Source organism: Rhodococcus sp. 06-1460-1B (genome assembly GCF_002258475.1).
In the GTDB taxonomy this organism is placed as follows: domain Bacteria; phylum Actinomycetota; class Actinomycetes; order Mycobacteriales; family Mycobacteriaceae; genus Rhodococcoides; species Rhodococcoides fascians.
Window position 1 is genome coordinate 214,786 of sequence record NZ_NOYS01000030.1, and the last position, 14,317, is coordinate 229,102.

15 protein-coding genes and 1 tRNA gene are annotated in these 14,317 nt (G+C 65.8%); 9 read left to right on the forward strand and 7 right to left on the reverse strand.

What is annotated here, in order from left to right; genetic code table 11:
- Positions 1–9: 9 nt before the first annotated feature.
- From CH268_RS16950 to CH268_RS16965, 4 genes are all read right to left on the reverse strand, one after another.
- The gene (locus CH268_RS16950; protein WP_169879440.1) at positions 10–783 is read right to left on the reverse strand and encodes an SCO1664 family protein; all 774 of its coding nucleotides are present in this window, start codon (positions 781–783) and stop codon (positions 10–12) included.
- Between the two features lie 35 nt (positions 784–818).
- Positions 819–1,409, reverse strand: a complete 591-nt coding sequence (locus tag CH268_RS16955; RefSeq protein ID WP_027497067.1) for a DUF3090 domain-containing protein — start codon at positions 1,407–1,409, stop codon at positions 819–821.
- Positions 1,410–1,544: 135 nt separating this feature from the next.
- A complete protein-coding gene (locus CH268_RS16960; RefSeq protein WP_027497066.1) occupies positions 1,545–2,264 on the reverse strand; it encodes a histidine phosphatase family protein in 720 nt (239 codons plus the stop codon).
- A 25-nt stretch (positions 2,265–2,289) separates the two neighbouring features.
- Positions 2,290–3,120 (reverse strand): undecaprenyl-diphosphate phosphatase, encoded by an 831-nt coding sequence (locus tag CH268_RS16965; RefSeq protein WP_094665364.1) that lies wholly within the window; start codon positions 3,118–3,120, stop codon positions 2,290–2,292.
- Between the two features lie 277 nt (positions 3,121–3,397).
- On the opposite strand from CH268_RS16965, the gene CH268_RS16970 reads away from it, so the two are divergent.
- The 4 genes from CH268_RS16970 to CH268_RS16985 all read left to right on the forward strand — a co-directional run bounded on the left by CH268_RS16970 (position 3,398) and on the right by CH268_RS16985 (position 7,294).
- Positions 3,398–4,330 carry an aldo/keto reductase gene (locus CH268_RS16970; protein WP_032365792.1) on the forward strand — a complete coding sequence of 311 codons (933 nt, stop codon included), beginning with the start codon at positions 3,398–3,400 and terminating at the stop codon, positions 4,328–4,330.
- A gap of 65 nt (positions 4,331–4,395) precedes the next feature.
- On the forward strand, positions 4,396–5,400 hold the full coding sequence (locus CH268_RS16975) for a heme/hemin ABC transporter substrate-binding protein (protein ID WP_441346980.1): 1,005 nt from the start codon (positions 4,396–4,398) through the stop codon (positions 5,398–5,400).
- Positions 5,397–6,464 (forward strand): FecCD family ABC transporter permease, encoded by a 1,068-nt coding sequence (locus CH268_RS16980; protein ID WP_048318448.1) that lies wholly within the window; start codon positions 5,397–5,399, stop codon positions 6,462–6,464. Before CH268_RS16975 ends, CH268_RS16980 begins: the two co-directional genes overlap by 4 nt.
- On the forward strand, positions 6,461–7,294 hold the full coding sequence (locus CH268_RS16985; RefSeq protein WP_032382053.1) for a heme ABC transporter ATP-binding protein: 834 nt from the start codon (positions 6,461–6,463) through the stop codon (positions 7,292–7,294). The genes CH268_RS16980 and CH268_RS16985 overlap by 4 nt, the downstream gene beginning before the upstream one ends.
- A 21-nt stretch (positions 7,295–7,315) precedes the next feature.
- On the opposite strand, the gene CH268_RS16990 is transcribed toward CH268_RS16985, so the two are convergent.
- Complete coding sequence (locus CH268_RS16990; RefSeq protein WP_228139215.1) at positions 7,316–7,849, reverse strand: hypothetical protein; 534 nt, start codon at positions 7,847–7,849, stop codon at positions 7,316–7,318.
- On the opposite strand from CH268_RS16990, the gene CH268_RS16995 reads away from it, so the two are divergent.
- The 3 genes from CH268_RS16995 (at position 7,848) to CH268_RS17005 (ending at position 10,357) form a co-directional block, all read left to right on the forward strand.
- Positions 7,848–8,873 (forward strand): YncE family protein, encoded by a 1,026-nt coding sequence (locus CH268_RS16995; protein WP_094665204.1) that lies wholly within the window; start codon positions 7,848–7,850, stop codon positions 8,871–8,873. The genes CH268_RS16990 and CH268_RS16995 overlap by 2 nt on opposite strands.
- 81 nt (positions 8,874–8,954) lie before the next feature.
- Complete coding sequence (locus CH268_RS17000) at positions 8,955–9,194, forward strand: DUF5703 family protein (RefSeq protein ID WP_027497059.1); 240 nt, start codon at positions 8,955–8,957, stop codon at positions 9,192–9,194.
- A 92-nt stretch (positions 9,195–9,286) separates the two neighbouring features.
- Positions 9,287–10,357 (forward strand): quinone-dependent dihydroorotate dehydrogenase, encoded by a 1,071-nt coding sequence (locus CH268_RS17005; protein WP_094665366.1) that lies wholly within the window; start codon positions 9,287–9,289, stop codon positions 10,355–10,357.
- A gap of 57 nt (positions 10,358–10,414) precedes the next feature.
- Here the strand turns inward: CH268_RS17005 and CH268_RS17010 are convergent, their stop codons facing one another.
- Both CH268_RS17010 and CH268_RS17015 read right to left on the reverse strand, forming a co-directional pair.
- Positions 10,415–10,942: a YbhB/YbcL family Raf kinase inhibitor-like protein gene (locus tag CH268_RS17010; RefSeq protein ID WP_027497057.1), complete on the reverse strand. Its 528-nt coding sequence runs from the start codon at positions 10,940–10,942 to the stop codon at positions 10,415–10,417.
- 16 nt (positions 10,943–10,958) lie between these two features.
- The gene (locus CH268_RS17015; RefSeq protein ID WP_080729261.1) at positions 10,959–12,317 is read right to left on the reverse strand and encodes a M20/M25/M40 family metallo-hydrolase; all 1,359 of its coding nucleotides are present in this window, start codon (positions 12,315–12,317) and stop codon (positions 10,959–10,961) included.
- A gap of 193 nt (positions 12,318–12,510) precedes the next feature.
- On the opposite strand from CH268_RS17015, the gene CH268_RS17020 reads away from it, so the two are divergent.
- Together CH268_RS17020 and CH268_RS17025 are read left to right on the forward strand one after the other, a co-directional pair.
- Positions 12,511–12,596 (forward strand) — tRNA-Leu (locus tag CH268_RS17020).
- 142 nt (positions 12,597–12,738) lie between these two features.
- A complete protein-coding gene (locus tag CH268_RS17025; protein WP_176457971.1) occupies positions 12,739–14,202 on the forward strand; it encodes an SDR family NAD(P)-dependent oxidoreductase in 1,464 nt (487 codons plus the stop codon).
- Positions 14,203–14,317: the final 115 nt, after the last annotated feature.

Below are 14,317 nucleotides of genomic sequence, written 5' to 3' on the forward strand. Positions count from 1 at the left end.
CGAGCCCGTTCAGAAGGCGGGCCACGGTATCGGTCTGCTCGATCGAGGTTCCGGCATGACCGGGCGCGCGATCAGCTGCTGGGCCCGATCCAACACCGCAACGGTTTCGGCCAGCGTTATCTTGTCGACCAGCCGTGGAGCGATGACGGTGTCGAAGGTCTCGACGAACCGCACGACGTCGGCCATCAGAGCATCGTCGACCGCCTGGCCTGCCCACCCCCAGAGAACCGTGCGCAGCTTGTTCTCGGCGTGCAGGCAGATGCCGTGATCCACCCCGTAGACATATCCGTCGAGACCTTCGAGGGCATGCCCACCCTTGCGATCTGCATTGTTGAGAATGACGTCGAGAACCGCCATCCGCTGCAGGCGTGGATCGTCGGCATGGATCAGAGCGATCTCTTCGCCATCGCCGTCGTAGGCCTGCAACACCGGAATCCAGCCCGCCGGAACGAGATCGGGACGGCAGATGTCGACCAGGTCCACGCGGCCCTCGACCCGCTCCTCGGGAGTATCTATCCACTTCTGCACCATGCCGGGACCGAACGGACCGTCGCGCAGCACCGTGGGCGGAATCACGCCCCACCCGAGCGCCTCGGAGATCTCGTACGACGCCACCTCCCGCCCGGCGAGGGTGCCGTCGGGAAAGTCCCAGAGCGGCACCTCTCCGCGCACGGGTTTGTACACGCACCGCACTGCCGAGTCGCCGTCGCCCGCCTCGCACACGAGGGTGGCGTTGGACGCCGAAACCACCCGGCCGACGACAGTCAGCTCGCCGGTCTCCATGGTCTCGCGGCCCTCGAAGGGGGGTAGTTCGACGGTCAAGACTCGTCGACCTCTGTCACCGGACCGAAGGTGGCACCGCGGCGGTAGCCGTTCGTCCTGATGCAGACGTGTCCCTCGGGGGCGAGCGGCAGGCCGCACAGCGGGCACGGCGCTCGGCCGGCCGCCACGACCAGCTCGGACCGCGCTGCGAACTCGCGAGCCTGAACGGGTGTCAGAAACACTCGAACCGCGTCGGGGCCCTCGTCGGTGTCGTCGAGCACGACGGATTCGTCGACCTCGACCTCACTGACGGCCAACAACTCCACCACGACGGCATTGGCGTCGGCGTCCCAACCCAACCCCATCGTGCCGACTCTGAATTCGGTGTCGATCGGGGTCACCAACGGGCTGGTGTCGAGTGTCTCGGCCTCCTCGGTCGGCACATCGGTACCGAAGCGACGCTGCACCTCCTCGAGCAGCAGTCCCATTCGATCGGCCAGCACCTGTACCTGCTGCTTCTCCAACGCGACCGAGACCACTCGGGCATCGTGCACCGCCTGGAGAAAGAACGTTCGGTCACCCGGCTCACCTACGGTCCCGGCGACGAAACGATCAGGGGTGCGAAAAACGTGTATGGCGCGCGGCATTGCACCTCCTAACGACTCGAAAAGCTCCGCGAAACGAATCGCGAACTTCCATTATCGGCCACAGATCGACCGTGGACGGTATTGCTCGCCCTCCAGCCTGCCACCGATCGGGAGATCGGCGGCGAACCGGCATCTCTAGGTGCCCGCGCCGCCGCCCACCACTGCATCGGACGAGTCTGCAACGTCGGGTTTCGCGCCTGCTTCGTCGGACGTCGGCTCTTCCGCCTTCGGCACGAACACGCTCAAGTCGGATCCGGTGTCGTTGGTCCGCAACACGAACGGCCGAGTCGAGGTGTAGCGCACGACGCTGATCGACGCCGGATCGGCAACGATCCGCTGGAAAGAATCGAGATGGGCACCCATCGCATCGGACAGCACCGACTTGATCACATCCCCGTGAGAGCAGGCCACCCACAGCACATCCCGGCCGTGGTGGGCGGCCAGCCGCGCATCGTGCTCCCGTATCGCCTGGACCGCGCGTTGCTGCACCGTAGCCAAGCCTTCGCCTTCGGGGAACACCGCCGCGGACGGATGCTGCTGAACGACCTTCCACAGCGGCTCGGCCAGCAGCTCCTTGATGGTTCGACCGGTCCATTGTCCGTAGTCGACCTCGACGATCCTGTCCTCGACCATCGGAGTCAGCCCCAACCGAGTGGCCAGCGGTTCCACGGTCTGCTCGCACCGCAACAACGGAGAGCGCACGATCTCCACGACCGGGAGGACCCCCAGCCGTTCGGCAACCGCCTGCGCCTGCTCGCGGCCCCGGTCGTCGAGCTCCACCCCTTCGCTCCGACCTGCGAGCGTGCCCGCAGTGTTCGACGTCGAACGTCCATGGCGAAGCAAGATGACTGTCATTGCTCCGAGCCTAACGAGGAACGGTTCACGTAGCCGAGACAACCCCGCCGGCCAGCAGACCCAGAACAACGACACCGAGCACGATGCGGTAACCGACGAACCAGTACAGCGAATGGTTCGCGACGAACTTGAGCAGCCAGGCGATCGAGGCATAACCCAGGCCGAACGCGATGATCGTGGCCACCAGCAGCTGTGGTCCCGACGCGGCGAGGCCGGAGCCGACCGGCTCGAAAGCGTCGGGCAGCGAGAACAAGCCGGACGCCGTGACGGCCGGGATCGCGAGCAGGAACGAAAAGCGCACTGCAGCTTCGCGTTCGAGTCCGAGGAACAGACCAGCGCTGGTGGTGGCTCCGGAGCGGGACACTCCGGGAATCAGCGCCAGGCATTGAGCGAGGCCCATGACGATGCCGTCCCTGGTGGTGAGTTTCTCGATCGGCCGTTCCTTACGGCCCAGCCTCTCCGCGACGGCAATCACCACGGCGAAAGCGATCAGCATGAACGCGATGAGATACAGATTGCGCGCACCGGTGCGGATCTGATCCTTGAACAACAGACCCAGAATGCCGATCGGAATGGTGGCGATGATCACGTACCACCCCATGCGGTAGTCGAGACCCCGTTCGTCTTTCCTACGCAATCCGACGACCCAGGCCTTGATGATTCTGACGATGTCGCGCCAGAAGAACAGCAAAACAGCGGCTTCGGTACCCAGCTGCGTCACCGCGGTGAACGACGCGCCGGCGTCCTCGTTCCAGAAGACCCCCGACACGATTCGCAGATGCCCGGAAGAGGAAATGGGAAGGAATTCCGTCAGTCCCTGGACTGCGCCGAGGATGATCGCCTGCAGCCACGTCATGTCGATCATGCGGCGCCCCGTCCCAGCGTCGAAGCGGACGATTCGATTGTTGCCGGCGCGTGGGCGAGTGCCCGCCCCCTGGATTCGCGATTCACGGGGACGACCGTACCCGGCGCGGCACTTTCACACCGAGCACAGCGAAGCGGCGCGGCACTTTCACACCGAGCACAGCGAAGCGGCGCGGCACTTTCACACCGAGCGGCGCGGCGCACTACTGTGCACTGGCGGCAGGCCAGTACGAACCCGACGATCACAGGCAAAAGGACATTCGGCACATATGAAGCAGAGATCGGTCGGCACCAGCGGACTTCGGGTGTCGAGGCTCGGCCTCGGCACTCTCGGGTGGGGCAGCGGGACCGATGGGGACGACGCTGCGGCGCAGTTGTCGGCGTTCGCCGAGGCGGGCGGCACCCTGGTCGATACGTCTCCGGCGTACGGCGACGGTCGAGCTCAGCGAGTACTCGCGGAGTTGCTCGACGATGTGGTTCCTCGGCAGGACTTGGTGATCAGCAGTGCCGCGGGGGTCGGTTCGCGGTACGGCCGGTATCACGTCGATTGCTCGAGGCGTGGACTGCTCGGTCAGTTGGACGCCACACTGCGGGAGCTCGGTACCGACTATCTCGACCTGTGGCAGGTAGCCACGTGGGATCCGATGACCCCGGTCGACGAGGTGGCGGCGACGCTCGACTACGCCGTCTCGAGTGGACGGGTTCGCTACACCGGTGCCCGCGGGTATCTGGGCTGGCAATTGGCCACGGCTGCCGGTGCGGCTGGTATCGGACGGATCGTGTCGACGCAGGCAGAGTACTCACTGTTGGCCCGCGGGATCGAGGACGAACTGGTTCCCGCCGCCCTGCACCACGGCATCGGCATCCTCGCGGCGGTTCCCCTGGCGGGTGGTGTCCTGACGGGTAAGTACCGCAACGGGATTCCGGCCGATTCGCGCGGGGCCGACGAGCTTCACGCCGACGCGGTGAATGCGTACCTGACCGACTCGGCGGTAGGTGTCGTCGACGCGGCGGTCACGGCCGCCGATGGTCTTGCCACCTCTCCCCTGGTCGTCGCTCTTGCGTGGGCCCGTGATCGTCCCGGGGTGAGCAGTGCGATCGTCGGTGCTCGCGATCTGGCCCAGTTGATGGGTGCTCTGATGGCCGAGGAGCTCGAACTGCCGGCGGCCATCACGTCGGCCCTGGACGACGTCAGCGGTTGATCGCAGGTGCTGCTCGGCCTGGGGTGAGGTCACCTGAAGGTCGGGCAGGCTAACCTATGGTCGTGATCGTCAAACGCCTCGCCGCCGCGCTGCTGACGGCCGGACTGCTGGTGTCGTGTTCGGTGAACAACTCCGCGGCACCGGACTCCGGCACGATCGGCCCCCGCACCGCCGTCGTCGACGACCCTGATCCGGAGCCCATCGCGGTCGATCCGGCTGCCGAACTACCGGTCACCGTCACCGGTTTCGACGGCGTGCCCGTCACGATTTCGGATAACAGCAGGATCGTAGCGGCCGACCAGTACGGCACCCTCGCCGAGACGGTGTTCGCGCTCGGACTCGGCGACAATCTCGTCGGGCGCGACACCTCGGCGTCGTTTCCCGCGGCAGCAGACGTACCCGACGTCACCCCTACCGGCCACTCGCTCAGTGCCGAAGGCATCCTCGCGCTGTCGCCGACGGTCGTCCTGACCGACACCAGCATCGGCCCGCGCGCTGTCCAGGATCAGATTCGGGCCGCGGGAATTCCGGTCGTCTACTTCGACCCCGCTCGAACTCTGGCCGGGGTAGCAGGACAGATCGACGCTGTTGCGGCGGCTCTCGGTGTTCCCGACGCCGGTTCCGCACTGGCGCAACGGGCAACCGAAGAGATTGCCGCCGCGACACAGAACGCGCCCCGATCCGACGAGCCGCTGAAGGTTGCGTTCTTGTACATGCGTGGTCCGGCGATCAAGATGCTCGCCGGTCCGGGTTCCGGAGCGGACGCTCTCATCGAGGCGATCGGTGCTCGGGATGCAGGGGTCGAATCGGGTCTGACCGAACAGTTCGTTCCGGTGACCAGTGAGGCACTCATCGCTGCGGCACCCGACGTGATTCTCATGATGACGAAGGGGCTGCAATCGATCGGCGGGATCGACGGGCTCGGGCAGATACCCGGTATCGCGCAGACGCCCGCCGGCCAGCAGCGTCGGGTGGTCGACATGGACGACGGCACCGTTCTCAGTTTCGGTCCGAACACCGGAAAGGTGCTGGCTGCATTGTCTAAGGCCGTCTACGAACCTGCCTCATGAGCGACGTGTCGTCTGCACGGTCGCGGTCGGGTACGACGCGAGTGGTCTCGACGTTCGTCGCGCTGGCGGTCGCGCTGTTGACCCTGGCCTTGGTGTCGGCTGTCGTAGGGCAGGTACCGACGACTCCGGCGGAAGTTCTGGGGAGTCTGACGCATCGGGTGGGCCTCGACATCGGCCCGATGCCCGCTCACCCCAGCGGCGAGGTGACCCTCTGGCAGGTCCGGTTTCCTCGGCTGACCCTCGCGATGCTCGTCGGTGCCTGTCTGGGATGCGCGGGCGCACTGCTCCAGGGTGTGTTCGCCAACCCTCTCGCCGAACCCGGTGTCGTCGGCGTGTCGTCGGGCGCGGCTGTCGGTGCGAGCTCGGTCTTCGTCCTGGGCGGCAGCTTTGCCGGGGTCTGGACCGTTGCGCTCGCAGCCTTCGTGGGCGGACTTGTCACCACGATTGCGGTGTACTTCCTGGCTCGCAATGCCGGCCGAACCGAGGTGGTGACCCTCATCCTCACCGGAGTCGCCGTCAATGCGTTCGCCGGCGGTGTGATCGCGTTCTTCACGTTCGTCGCCAGCCCGGCCGCTCGCGACCAGATCGTCTTCTGGCAGTTGGGATCCCTCGCCGGTGCCACGTGGCAGTCGGTCGCGGTGGTCGGTCCGCTGGCCTTGGTCGGGATCGGAGCGTCGTCGATGATCGCCCGCCGACTGGACCTGCTCGCACTCGGTGAGAACGTGGCGCGCCATCTCGGCGTGAACGTCGAGCGCCTGCGACAGTTCGCCATCGTGGTCGTCGCAGTGCTCGTCGCGTCCGGCGTGGCGTTCACCGGGATCATCCTGTTCGTGGGTCTGGTGGTACCCCACGCCATGCGCATGGTGCTCGGTCCGGCGCACCGGGTACTCATCCCTGCCAGCGCACTCGCGGGAGGCGTGGTCCTCCTCGGGGCCGATCTCGTCACGCGGACGCTCGTGGCGAACGTCGACCTTCCGCTCGGGATGGTGACCTCGTTGGCGGGCGCACCGTTCTTCTTCTGGCTGCTGCGCCGCACCCGGGCTCGTCAGGGCGGCTGGGCATGATCGGGAAGTTCGGTGGACACCGTTCCGACATTCCTGCCGACCCGACACCGGGTTCACGCACCCTGGTCGCCGTGGGGGTCGGCGCACACCGCGGTGACCGGGCCGTTCTGAACGACGTGCATCTCGAGGTCGTCGTCGGAGAGATTCTGGCTCTCGTGGGCCCGAACGGGGCGGGTAAGTCCACGTTGCTGTCGGTCCTGTCCGGAGACACCGAGCCCAGTTCCGGATCGGTACTGCTCGGCGAGAGACCACTGTCCCGCTTCCGGCCGGTCGACCTCGCGCGACGACGCGCCGTGCTCCCGCAACAGCACGCGATCGGGTTCGCATTCACCGCCGAGCAGATCGTGCGGATGGGCCGAGCTCCGTGGACCGGAACGTCGGCGGTACGCGAGGACGACGCGCAGGTGGCCGCCGCCATGGCCGCCTGCGACGTGTCCGAATTCGCCGGACGTCCGTTCGGTTCCCTGTCCGGCGGTGAGCAGTCCCGAGTCGCGTTGGCCCGTGTCATGGCACAGCGCACCGCCACGATCATGCTCGACGAACCCACCGCGGCGCTCGATGTGGGACACCAGGAGTCGGTGATGGCCGTGGTGCGTTCGCTGGCCGCGTCCGGTCGTGCCGTGGTTGTCGTACTGCACGATCTGGGTCTTGCTGCGGCCTACGCCGATCGGGTCGCGATTCTCGACGCAGGCGAGCTGGTGGCTACGGGACCACCCCGGGAGGTTCTCACCGCCGAGCGGCTCGGCCGGATCTACCGACACCCGGTCGATGTCTTCGACCACCCCGTCACCGGTGAGCAACTGGTGATCCCGAAGCGGGGGCAGGAGTGAAGCCTGCGGAACGACCAGGGTTCAGAAACCCTCCAGCGCAGAGTTGACGCGATTGAAGAAGGCCCGGACTGCCGTGTCTCGCAGTGACACATCCGACAGCTGCTGAGCGTGAGCGACTGCGTCACGAACCACCCCGATGATGCTGCGTTCGTCGGTCAGATCGATCTCGGTGACCGAGTGCTCGGCGACGGCGTCCACTTCGGTTCGATCCGGCACGGCCGACACGACATCGGCCCGATAGATCTTCACGTAGAGCGTGCTGCGCTGCACTCTGAACGCGAACGCGCGTCCGTCGTCTGTTCTGCCGAAGCCGTTGGCGTGCGTACCCGCATTCACTTCCTCGACCACGAAGTGCGTTCCTTCGGATCCCACATCCGCTCCCATGTCGTGCTCGTTCACGAATTCGATGCCGATCGAACACGCTACCGTCTCCGCGCCCCCGACGAACGGCACCGAGTCCCTGGCTGTCGATTTCGCCGAGGTCGACGCGCGCTGGTACAGATGAGGCAGCGCCTTACCAGGGGCAGTCACCACAGGAAGTAGGTTCGGTTCCATGCGAACACCGTCGGCACGTACGGCCAGGACGGCAGTGGCGTCCGCGCTCGCCGTCGTCACACTCGTCGGTTTGGGTGGTTGCTCGAGCGAGGACGAGAACGCCGACGAGATCTCCGTCGAGCCGCAGCCGCCGGCCTTGTCCCCCGCGACTGCAGTGGCTCCGGCCGGAGTCGTCCGCGCCTTCGCTCCCGTGGACGCACTGACTTTCGATTCTGCAACGCGCACTCTGGTTGCCCTGACCGACGCGTCGACCACCGTGAGCCTGGTGGACGGGGAGGCGTCGAGCGAGCCCCGCGTGGTGGATCTGGGCGGATCCGCTGCAGAGCTGGTCGCCGGACGCGACTCGAGTGTCTTGGTTCCGATGGACGGAGTTCTCTCGAGGATCACCGTGGCAGACGCTCAGCGCACCGATACCCCCGTCGACGGCCGGACTCTGTCGGCTGCCGATCTACCCGACGGCACCACGGCGGTCGGTGACGCCACCGGCCGTATCCGCATTCTCGACGCCGCCGGACAGGTGACGAGCACCGTCTCAGGACCGGGCGTGACCTCGGCCGACGCGTTGGCCAGCACACCGGACGGTGTCTCGGTACTCGATCGCCGCCAGACCTCGATCACCGATCTGAACCTCGACGACGACACCCTCGGTGTGGCCCTGCGCGCGGGCGAAGGCGCCGCCGAGATGACCAGCGACGAGTACGGACGACTTCTGGTCACCGACTCGACCGGCACCGAGCTGCTGGTCTTCACCTCGCACGATCTGCTGATGCGGCAACGGTTTCCGGTCGGGTCCGCGCCCTGGGCGATCGCCTACGATGAGCAATCCGGTATTGCATGGGTCACCTTGCCGGCTCGCAACGAGGTGGTCGGGTACACACTCGACACCGGAATTCCGGTCGAGGCGCAACGGTTGCCCACTGTGCGACAGCCGAACTCGGTTGCCGTCGACGGGGATACCGGCGATCTGTACGTGGGATCGGCGACCGGGGACGGGCTGCAGCGCATCCCCGCCGCGGGCCGTTGACCTGCTGAATCGGCAGGAGACGGTACCCGCAGGAACGACCCTCGAGAATGGTGGAGGCACGTGAACGCACACGAGGATTCGATGCCGGGCCGAGCGAAGATGCCCGTCGGGTGGGAGGTGTCCCCGTCCGACGACTGGGAGTACGTCCCTCTCCGGTTGCCACCGGACGTCACTCGCGTGACCGCATCGATGCGGCTCGCGATTCAGGCCGAATTCGGCGGCTGGGAGCTGTCTCGGGTACGTCTGTACACCGACGGAAGTCGCCGCGTGTTGCTCAAGCGCAAGAAAACCGCCCATCATGTGCCGGAGCCCGGAATCTGATCGGCTCGAAGACAGCATCGATCGACTCCGAACAACGACCTCGGTGTACCGACCCTGAAGTACCGACCGGAAAGAAGACCGTGGGAGACCGTCTGTACCGCGTCCTGTTGCGCCTGATGTTCCTCGTATCACCGGAGAGGATTCATCACCTCGCGTTCGGTGTTCTCAGGGCTGTTGCGGCGCTTCCGCCGCTTCGTAAGCTGGCAAGTGCACTGTTCGTCGTCGACGATCCGCGGTTGCGTTCCACGGCATTCGGCATCGAATTTCCGGCCCCCCTCGGGCTTGCCGCCGGGTTCGACAAGAACGCCGATGGTATCGATGCGTGGGCCCCGCTGGGGTTCGGGTTCGCCGAGATCGGCACCGTGACTGCGCTGGGGCAACCCGGCAATCCGACGCCTCGGCTGTTCCGGCTGCCTCTCGACCGCGCGATCATCAATCGGATGGGCTTCAACAACCACGGTGCGGAGTACGCGGCCGCGAAACTGCGTTCGCGCAGAACGCGGATTCCCATCGGTGCGAACATCGGCAAGACGAAGATCGTCGAGCCGGCGGACGCCGCCGCCGATTACACCACCAGCGCCCGCTTGCTGGGGCCCCTGGCAGATTTTGTCGTCGTCAACGTCAGCTCCCCCAACACGCCGGGTCTACGGGATCTGCAGGCCGTCGAATCGTTGCGCCCGATTCTGGTTGCCGTGCAGTCGGTGGTGTCGGTGCCGGTTCTAGTCAAAATTGCGCCGGACCTGTCCGACGAGGACATCGACGCCGTCGCTGATCTGGCTGTCGAACTCGGCCTCGACGGCATCGTGGCGACCAACACGACTGTCTCTCGCGAGGGACTCCGTACCGACGCGGAGGCGGTCGCGGCCATCGGTGCAGGCGGGCTGTCCGGTGCTCCACTGCAGGCTCGCTCGCTGGACGTCATCCGGCGCCTCTACCACCGGGTCGGGACGCAGCTGACGCTGATCTCGGTGGGAGGAATCGAAACGGAAGAGCAGGCCTGGGAGCGCATCGTTGCCGGTGCGTCCCTGGTGCAGGGATACACCGGGTTCATCTACGGCGGACCGCTGTGGATCAGGAACATCAACCGTGGTCTGCTGTCCCGACTCGAGCAGCACGGATTCGCTCGTCTGGCCGACGCAGTGGGTTCGGAGAACAAAATCTGACAGCGTGCGCGTTGTGCGGAGCTCGCGCTCCGCACAACGCGCACGACGGGATCGCGATCAGGCCTCGTAGGTGCCCGTGATCACGGCACGTCCGATGGCGTGCGAGAACAGGTTGAACCCGAGGTACGCCGGGGTCGCCGTCTCGTCGACTTCGAGCCGATCGACGTCCACGGCGTGCACCGCGATGAAGTAGCGGTGTGGGCCGTGGCCTGCGGGTGGGGCAGCACCGATGTACCGGAACAGGCCCGCGTCGTTCTTCAGCGTCACGGCCGTACTGGGCACCCCGGTTCCACCGTCGTCGCCTGCTCCCGAGACCAGCGACGTCGTCTCGACCGGAATGTTCGCCACGGCCCAATGCCAGAAGCCCGAGGCCGTGGGTGCGTCGGGATCGTAGACCGTCACCGCGAAGCTCTTGGTGCCCTCGGGGAATCCGGACCAGGACAGCTGCGGGGAGTTGTCGTGTCCACCGGCTCCCATGATTCCGCTGACCTGCTGGGCCTTCAGGGGCTTGCCGTCCTGCACATCCTCGGACGTCAACTCGAAGGACGGTAGGTCCGGAAGCGAGTCGTATGGGTTGTACGCCACGATGGTTCCTTTCGTATCAGCTGTGCATCAAGAAGTGCTCGAGCACCTGTGTGCCGAACTCCAACGACTCCACGGGTACTCGTTCGTCGATGCCGTGAAACAACGCCGCGAAATCGAGTTCGGGCGGAAGCTTGAGCGGGGCGAACCCGAAGCAACGAATTCCGATGCGCGCGAACGCTTTTGCGTCGGTGCCGCCGGACAACATGTACGGCACGGTGCGGCCGTTGGGGTCGTGCGCGAGGACGGCGTCGTTCATCGCGTCGACGAGATCCCCGTCGAATGTGGTCTCGTACGGTTCGAGCTTGGTGATCCATTCCCGTTCGACATTCGGGCCGATCAGTTCGTCGACCTCCTTCTCGAAGGCGGCTTGGCGGCCGGGCAGCACGCGGCAATCCACCACGGCTGTCGCGGTCTGCGGAATCACGTTGGCCTTGTAGCCGGCCGAGAGCATCGTGGGGTTCGCCGTATCGCGCAGGGTCGCGCCGACGATGCGGGCGATGCTGCCGAGCTTGAGCAGGGTGCCGTCGATGTCCGGTGACGTCGGATCGAAATCGAGTCCGGATTCCTCGGATACCGCCTGCAAGAACTGCGATACGGACTCGGTGAGCACCAGGGGAAATGTGTGATTGCCCAGTTTCGCCACGGCCTCGGCCAGGTAGGTCACGGCGTTGTCGTCGTGCAGGAACGATCCGTGCCCGGCCCGCGCCTTCGCCGTCAGCCGCATCCACGCCAGGCTTTTCTCCGCCGTCTCGACCATGTAGAGCCGCTTCTCGGTGCCGTCCGGGCGGGCGACCGTCAGTGAGAACCCACCGACCTCGCCGACCGCCTCGGTGACGCCCTCGAAAAGATCGGGTCGGTTGTCGACCAGCCAGTGCGATCCGTACTTGCCGCCCGCCTCCTCGTCGGCGAGGAACGCGAACAGGATGTCGCGGGGCGGAACCGTGCCGTTCGACTTGAACTGGCGGGCCAGCGCCAGTGCCATCCCGACCATGTCCTTCATGTCCACGGCACCTCGACCCCAGACGTAGCCGTCTTCGACGGCTCCGGAGAACGGGTGCACACTCCAGTCGGCCGGCTCGGCCGGGACGACGTCGAGGTGTCCGTGTACGAGCAGAGCTCCACGGGACGAGTCGGCGCCGCGCAGCCAGGCGAAGACGTTGCCGCGTCCGGGGGCACCGGATTCGACGTACTCGGTCTCGTACCCCACCTCTTCGAGCTTGCTCGCCACCCATTCGGCGCATTCCTTCTCGCCGACCGTGGTGTCGAGTTCGCCGGTGTTCGAGGTGTCGAATCTGATCAGAGAGCTGACCAGCTCCACCACTTCGTCGAGAGCGACGGTGGGAGCGCGTTCTCCTCGGCTTCGGGCATTGCTCACTTCGGGATCGTTCGAATCGTTTGCCACATCGTCGTTCCTACCATCACCGAGGGGTCGGGGCACCACCGAAAACCGCTCGACGCATGAACTGACGTGGGGATTTGGGTTATCGGGAACCCGTCGGATAATCTTACGCAGCGCACAGCGACCAGCTGTGAGAGCAACAAGAGAATATGCGGCAACGGTCGCACATGTCCGAGTGGCGGAATGGCAGACGCGCTAGCTTGAGGTGCTAGTGTCCTATTAACGGACGTGGGGGTTCAAGTCCCCCCTCGGACACCGTCTGAATGTTGTTCACAGACAAAGATTTTCAAAGATCTGAGTTGAGACAGACGAAACTGACCCTGATTCTTCGGAATCGGGGTCTTTTTCGTTGTTCTCACGTCGACGGCTCGACCGGGCCGATGCTAGGAGACTGAAGATGGACTCGATCGACCCCACCGATCTCGACACGTGTCTGCGGGTGCTCGCACAAGCCGCCGAGCTGGACAAGAATCATCCGGATTCCATCGCCGTCCAGCGGGCGTCCGGTGCCATGTTCAAAGATCTCAAGCGTGCTCGACGCGTTGCCGCACGCAACGCCGTCAACGCAGCCGACCGGGCAGTCGTGGCGGCCACGGCGACCGGATCCCCGGATCGTATCGACGACGAGACCGCAGGTCTGTCCCTCACCTCGCGCGCCGAGGGTGAGATCGCGGGCACCTTGATCAGGGCGCGCCCGTGCTACATCTGCAAGCAGCGCTACACCGATGTCGATTCGTTCTACCACCAGCTGTGTCCCGAGTGCGCGGCGCTCAACCGCGGCAAACGCAACGCACGAACCGACCTGTCCGGCCGGCGAGCACTGCTGACCGGAGGTCGGGCGAAGATCGGCATGTACATCGCCCTCCGGCTGCTCCGCGACGGCGCACACACGACGATCACCACGCGTTTTCCCAACGATGCCGTGCGCCGGTTCGCTGCGATGGACGACAGCGATCAGTGGTTGCACCGCCTGCGCGTCGTCGGTATCGATCTACGAGACCCCGCTCAGGTTGTGGCACTTGCCGATTCGGTCGCCGCCGAGGGACCGCTCGACATCCTGATCAACAACGCTGCGCAGACGGTCAAGCGCTCCCCCGGCTCGTACAGCGCGCTGGCCGACGCCGAAGCGGAACCGTTGCCCGCGGCACTGACCGATGGTGCCGGGCCGCAACGGATCACGTTCGGCAAGACCAGCGACGCTCACCCTGCGTCGTTGGCCAGTTCGTTGCCGGCCACGGCGATCGGCGGTCAGCAGGTCTCGGCGACTCTGAGCGCAGACGACGTCGCGTCTCTGGCGATGGTGGCGGGTTCGGTGACAGCGGAGCGCATCGAGAACGGACTGGCGATCGACGCGGGCGGCCTGGTGCCCGACCTCGCCGAGACCAACAGCTGGATTCACACCGTCGAGCAGGTCGATCCGGTCGAGTTGCTCGAAGTGCAGCTGTGCAATTCCGTGGCACCGTTCATTCTCGTCTCACGCCTGCGCGCGTCGATGGAGGCGTCGCAGGCTCGACGCAAATACGTGGTCAACGTTTCTGCCATGGAGGGTCAGTTCGGTCGGGCATACAAGGGCCCGGGGCATCCGCACACCAACATGGCCAAGGCGGCACTGAACATGCTGACCCGCACCAGCGCCAAGGAGATGGTGGAGAGCGGCATCCTGATGACCGCCGTCGACACCGGATGGATCACCGACGAGCGCCCGCACCCCACCAAGATGCGGCTGGCCGACGAGGGCTTCCACGCGCCGCTGGATCTGGTCGACGGTGCTGCGCGGGTGTACGACCCCATCGTGCAGGGCGAACTCGGAATCGATCTGTACGGCTCGTTCCTCAAGGATTACCAGCCCTCGCCCTGGTGACGATCGGCCCCGGGGTCGTTCCTCCGGGCGATTCTGCACGTGGATGCCCCGGAGCAACCCCAGGCTGCGATACTCGGAAACGACGCCGTCTCGCGTGAGCGAACGGCACCGAGAC

Coding starts and splice junctions, on each gene's coding strand:
- CH268_RS16950 (WP_169879440.1), bottom strand. CDS start 783: ATGGAGACCGGCGAGCTGACTGTCGTCGGCCGGGTGGTTTCGGCGTCC.
- CH268_RS16955 (WP_027497067.1), bottom strand. CDS start 1,409: ATGCCGCGCGCCATACACGTTTTTCGCACCCCTGATCGTTTCGTCGCC.
- CH268_RS16960 (WP_027497066.1), bottom strand. CDS start 2,264: ATGACAGTCATCTTGCTTCGCCATGGACGTTCGACGTCGAACACTGCG.
- CH268_RS16965 (WP_094665364.1), bottom strand. CDS start 3,120: ATGACGTGGCTGCAGGCGATCATCCTCGGCGCAGTCCAGGGACTGACG.
- CH268_RS16970 (WP_032365792.1), top strand. CDS start 3,398: ATGAAGCAGAGATCGGTCGGCACCAGCGGACTTCGGGTGTCGAGGCTC.
- CH268_RS16980 (WP_048318448.1), top strand. CDS start 5,397: ATGAGCGACGTGTCGTCTGCACGGTCGCGGTCGGGTACGACGCGAGTG.
- CH268_RS16985 (WP_032382053.1), top strand. CDS start 6,461: ATGATCGGGAAGTTCGGTGGACACCGTTCCGACATTCCTGCCGACCCG.
- CH268_RS16995 (WP_094665204.1), top strand. CDS start 7,848: ATGCGAACACCGTCGGCACGTACGGCCAGGACGGCAGTGGCGTCCGCG.
- CH268_RS16990 (WP_228139215.1), bottom strand. CDS start 7,849: ATGGAACCGAACCTACTTCCTGTGGTGACTGCCCCTGGTAAGGCGCTG.
- CH268_RS17000 (WP_027497059.1), top strand. CDS start 8,955: ATGCCGGGCCGAGCGAAGATGCCCGTCGGGTGGGAGGTGTCCCCGTCC.
- CH268_RS17025 (WP_176457971.1), top strand. CDS start 12,739: ATGGACTCGATCGACCCCACCGATCTCGACACGTGTCTGCGGGTGCTC.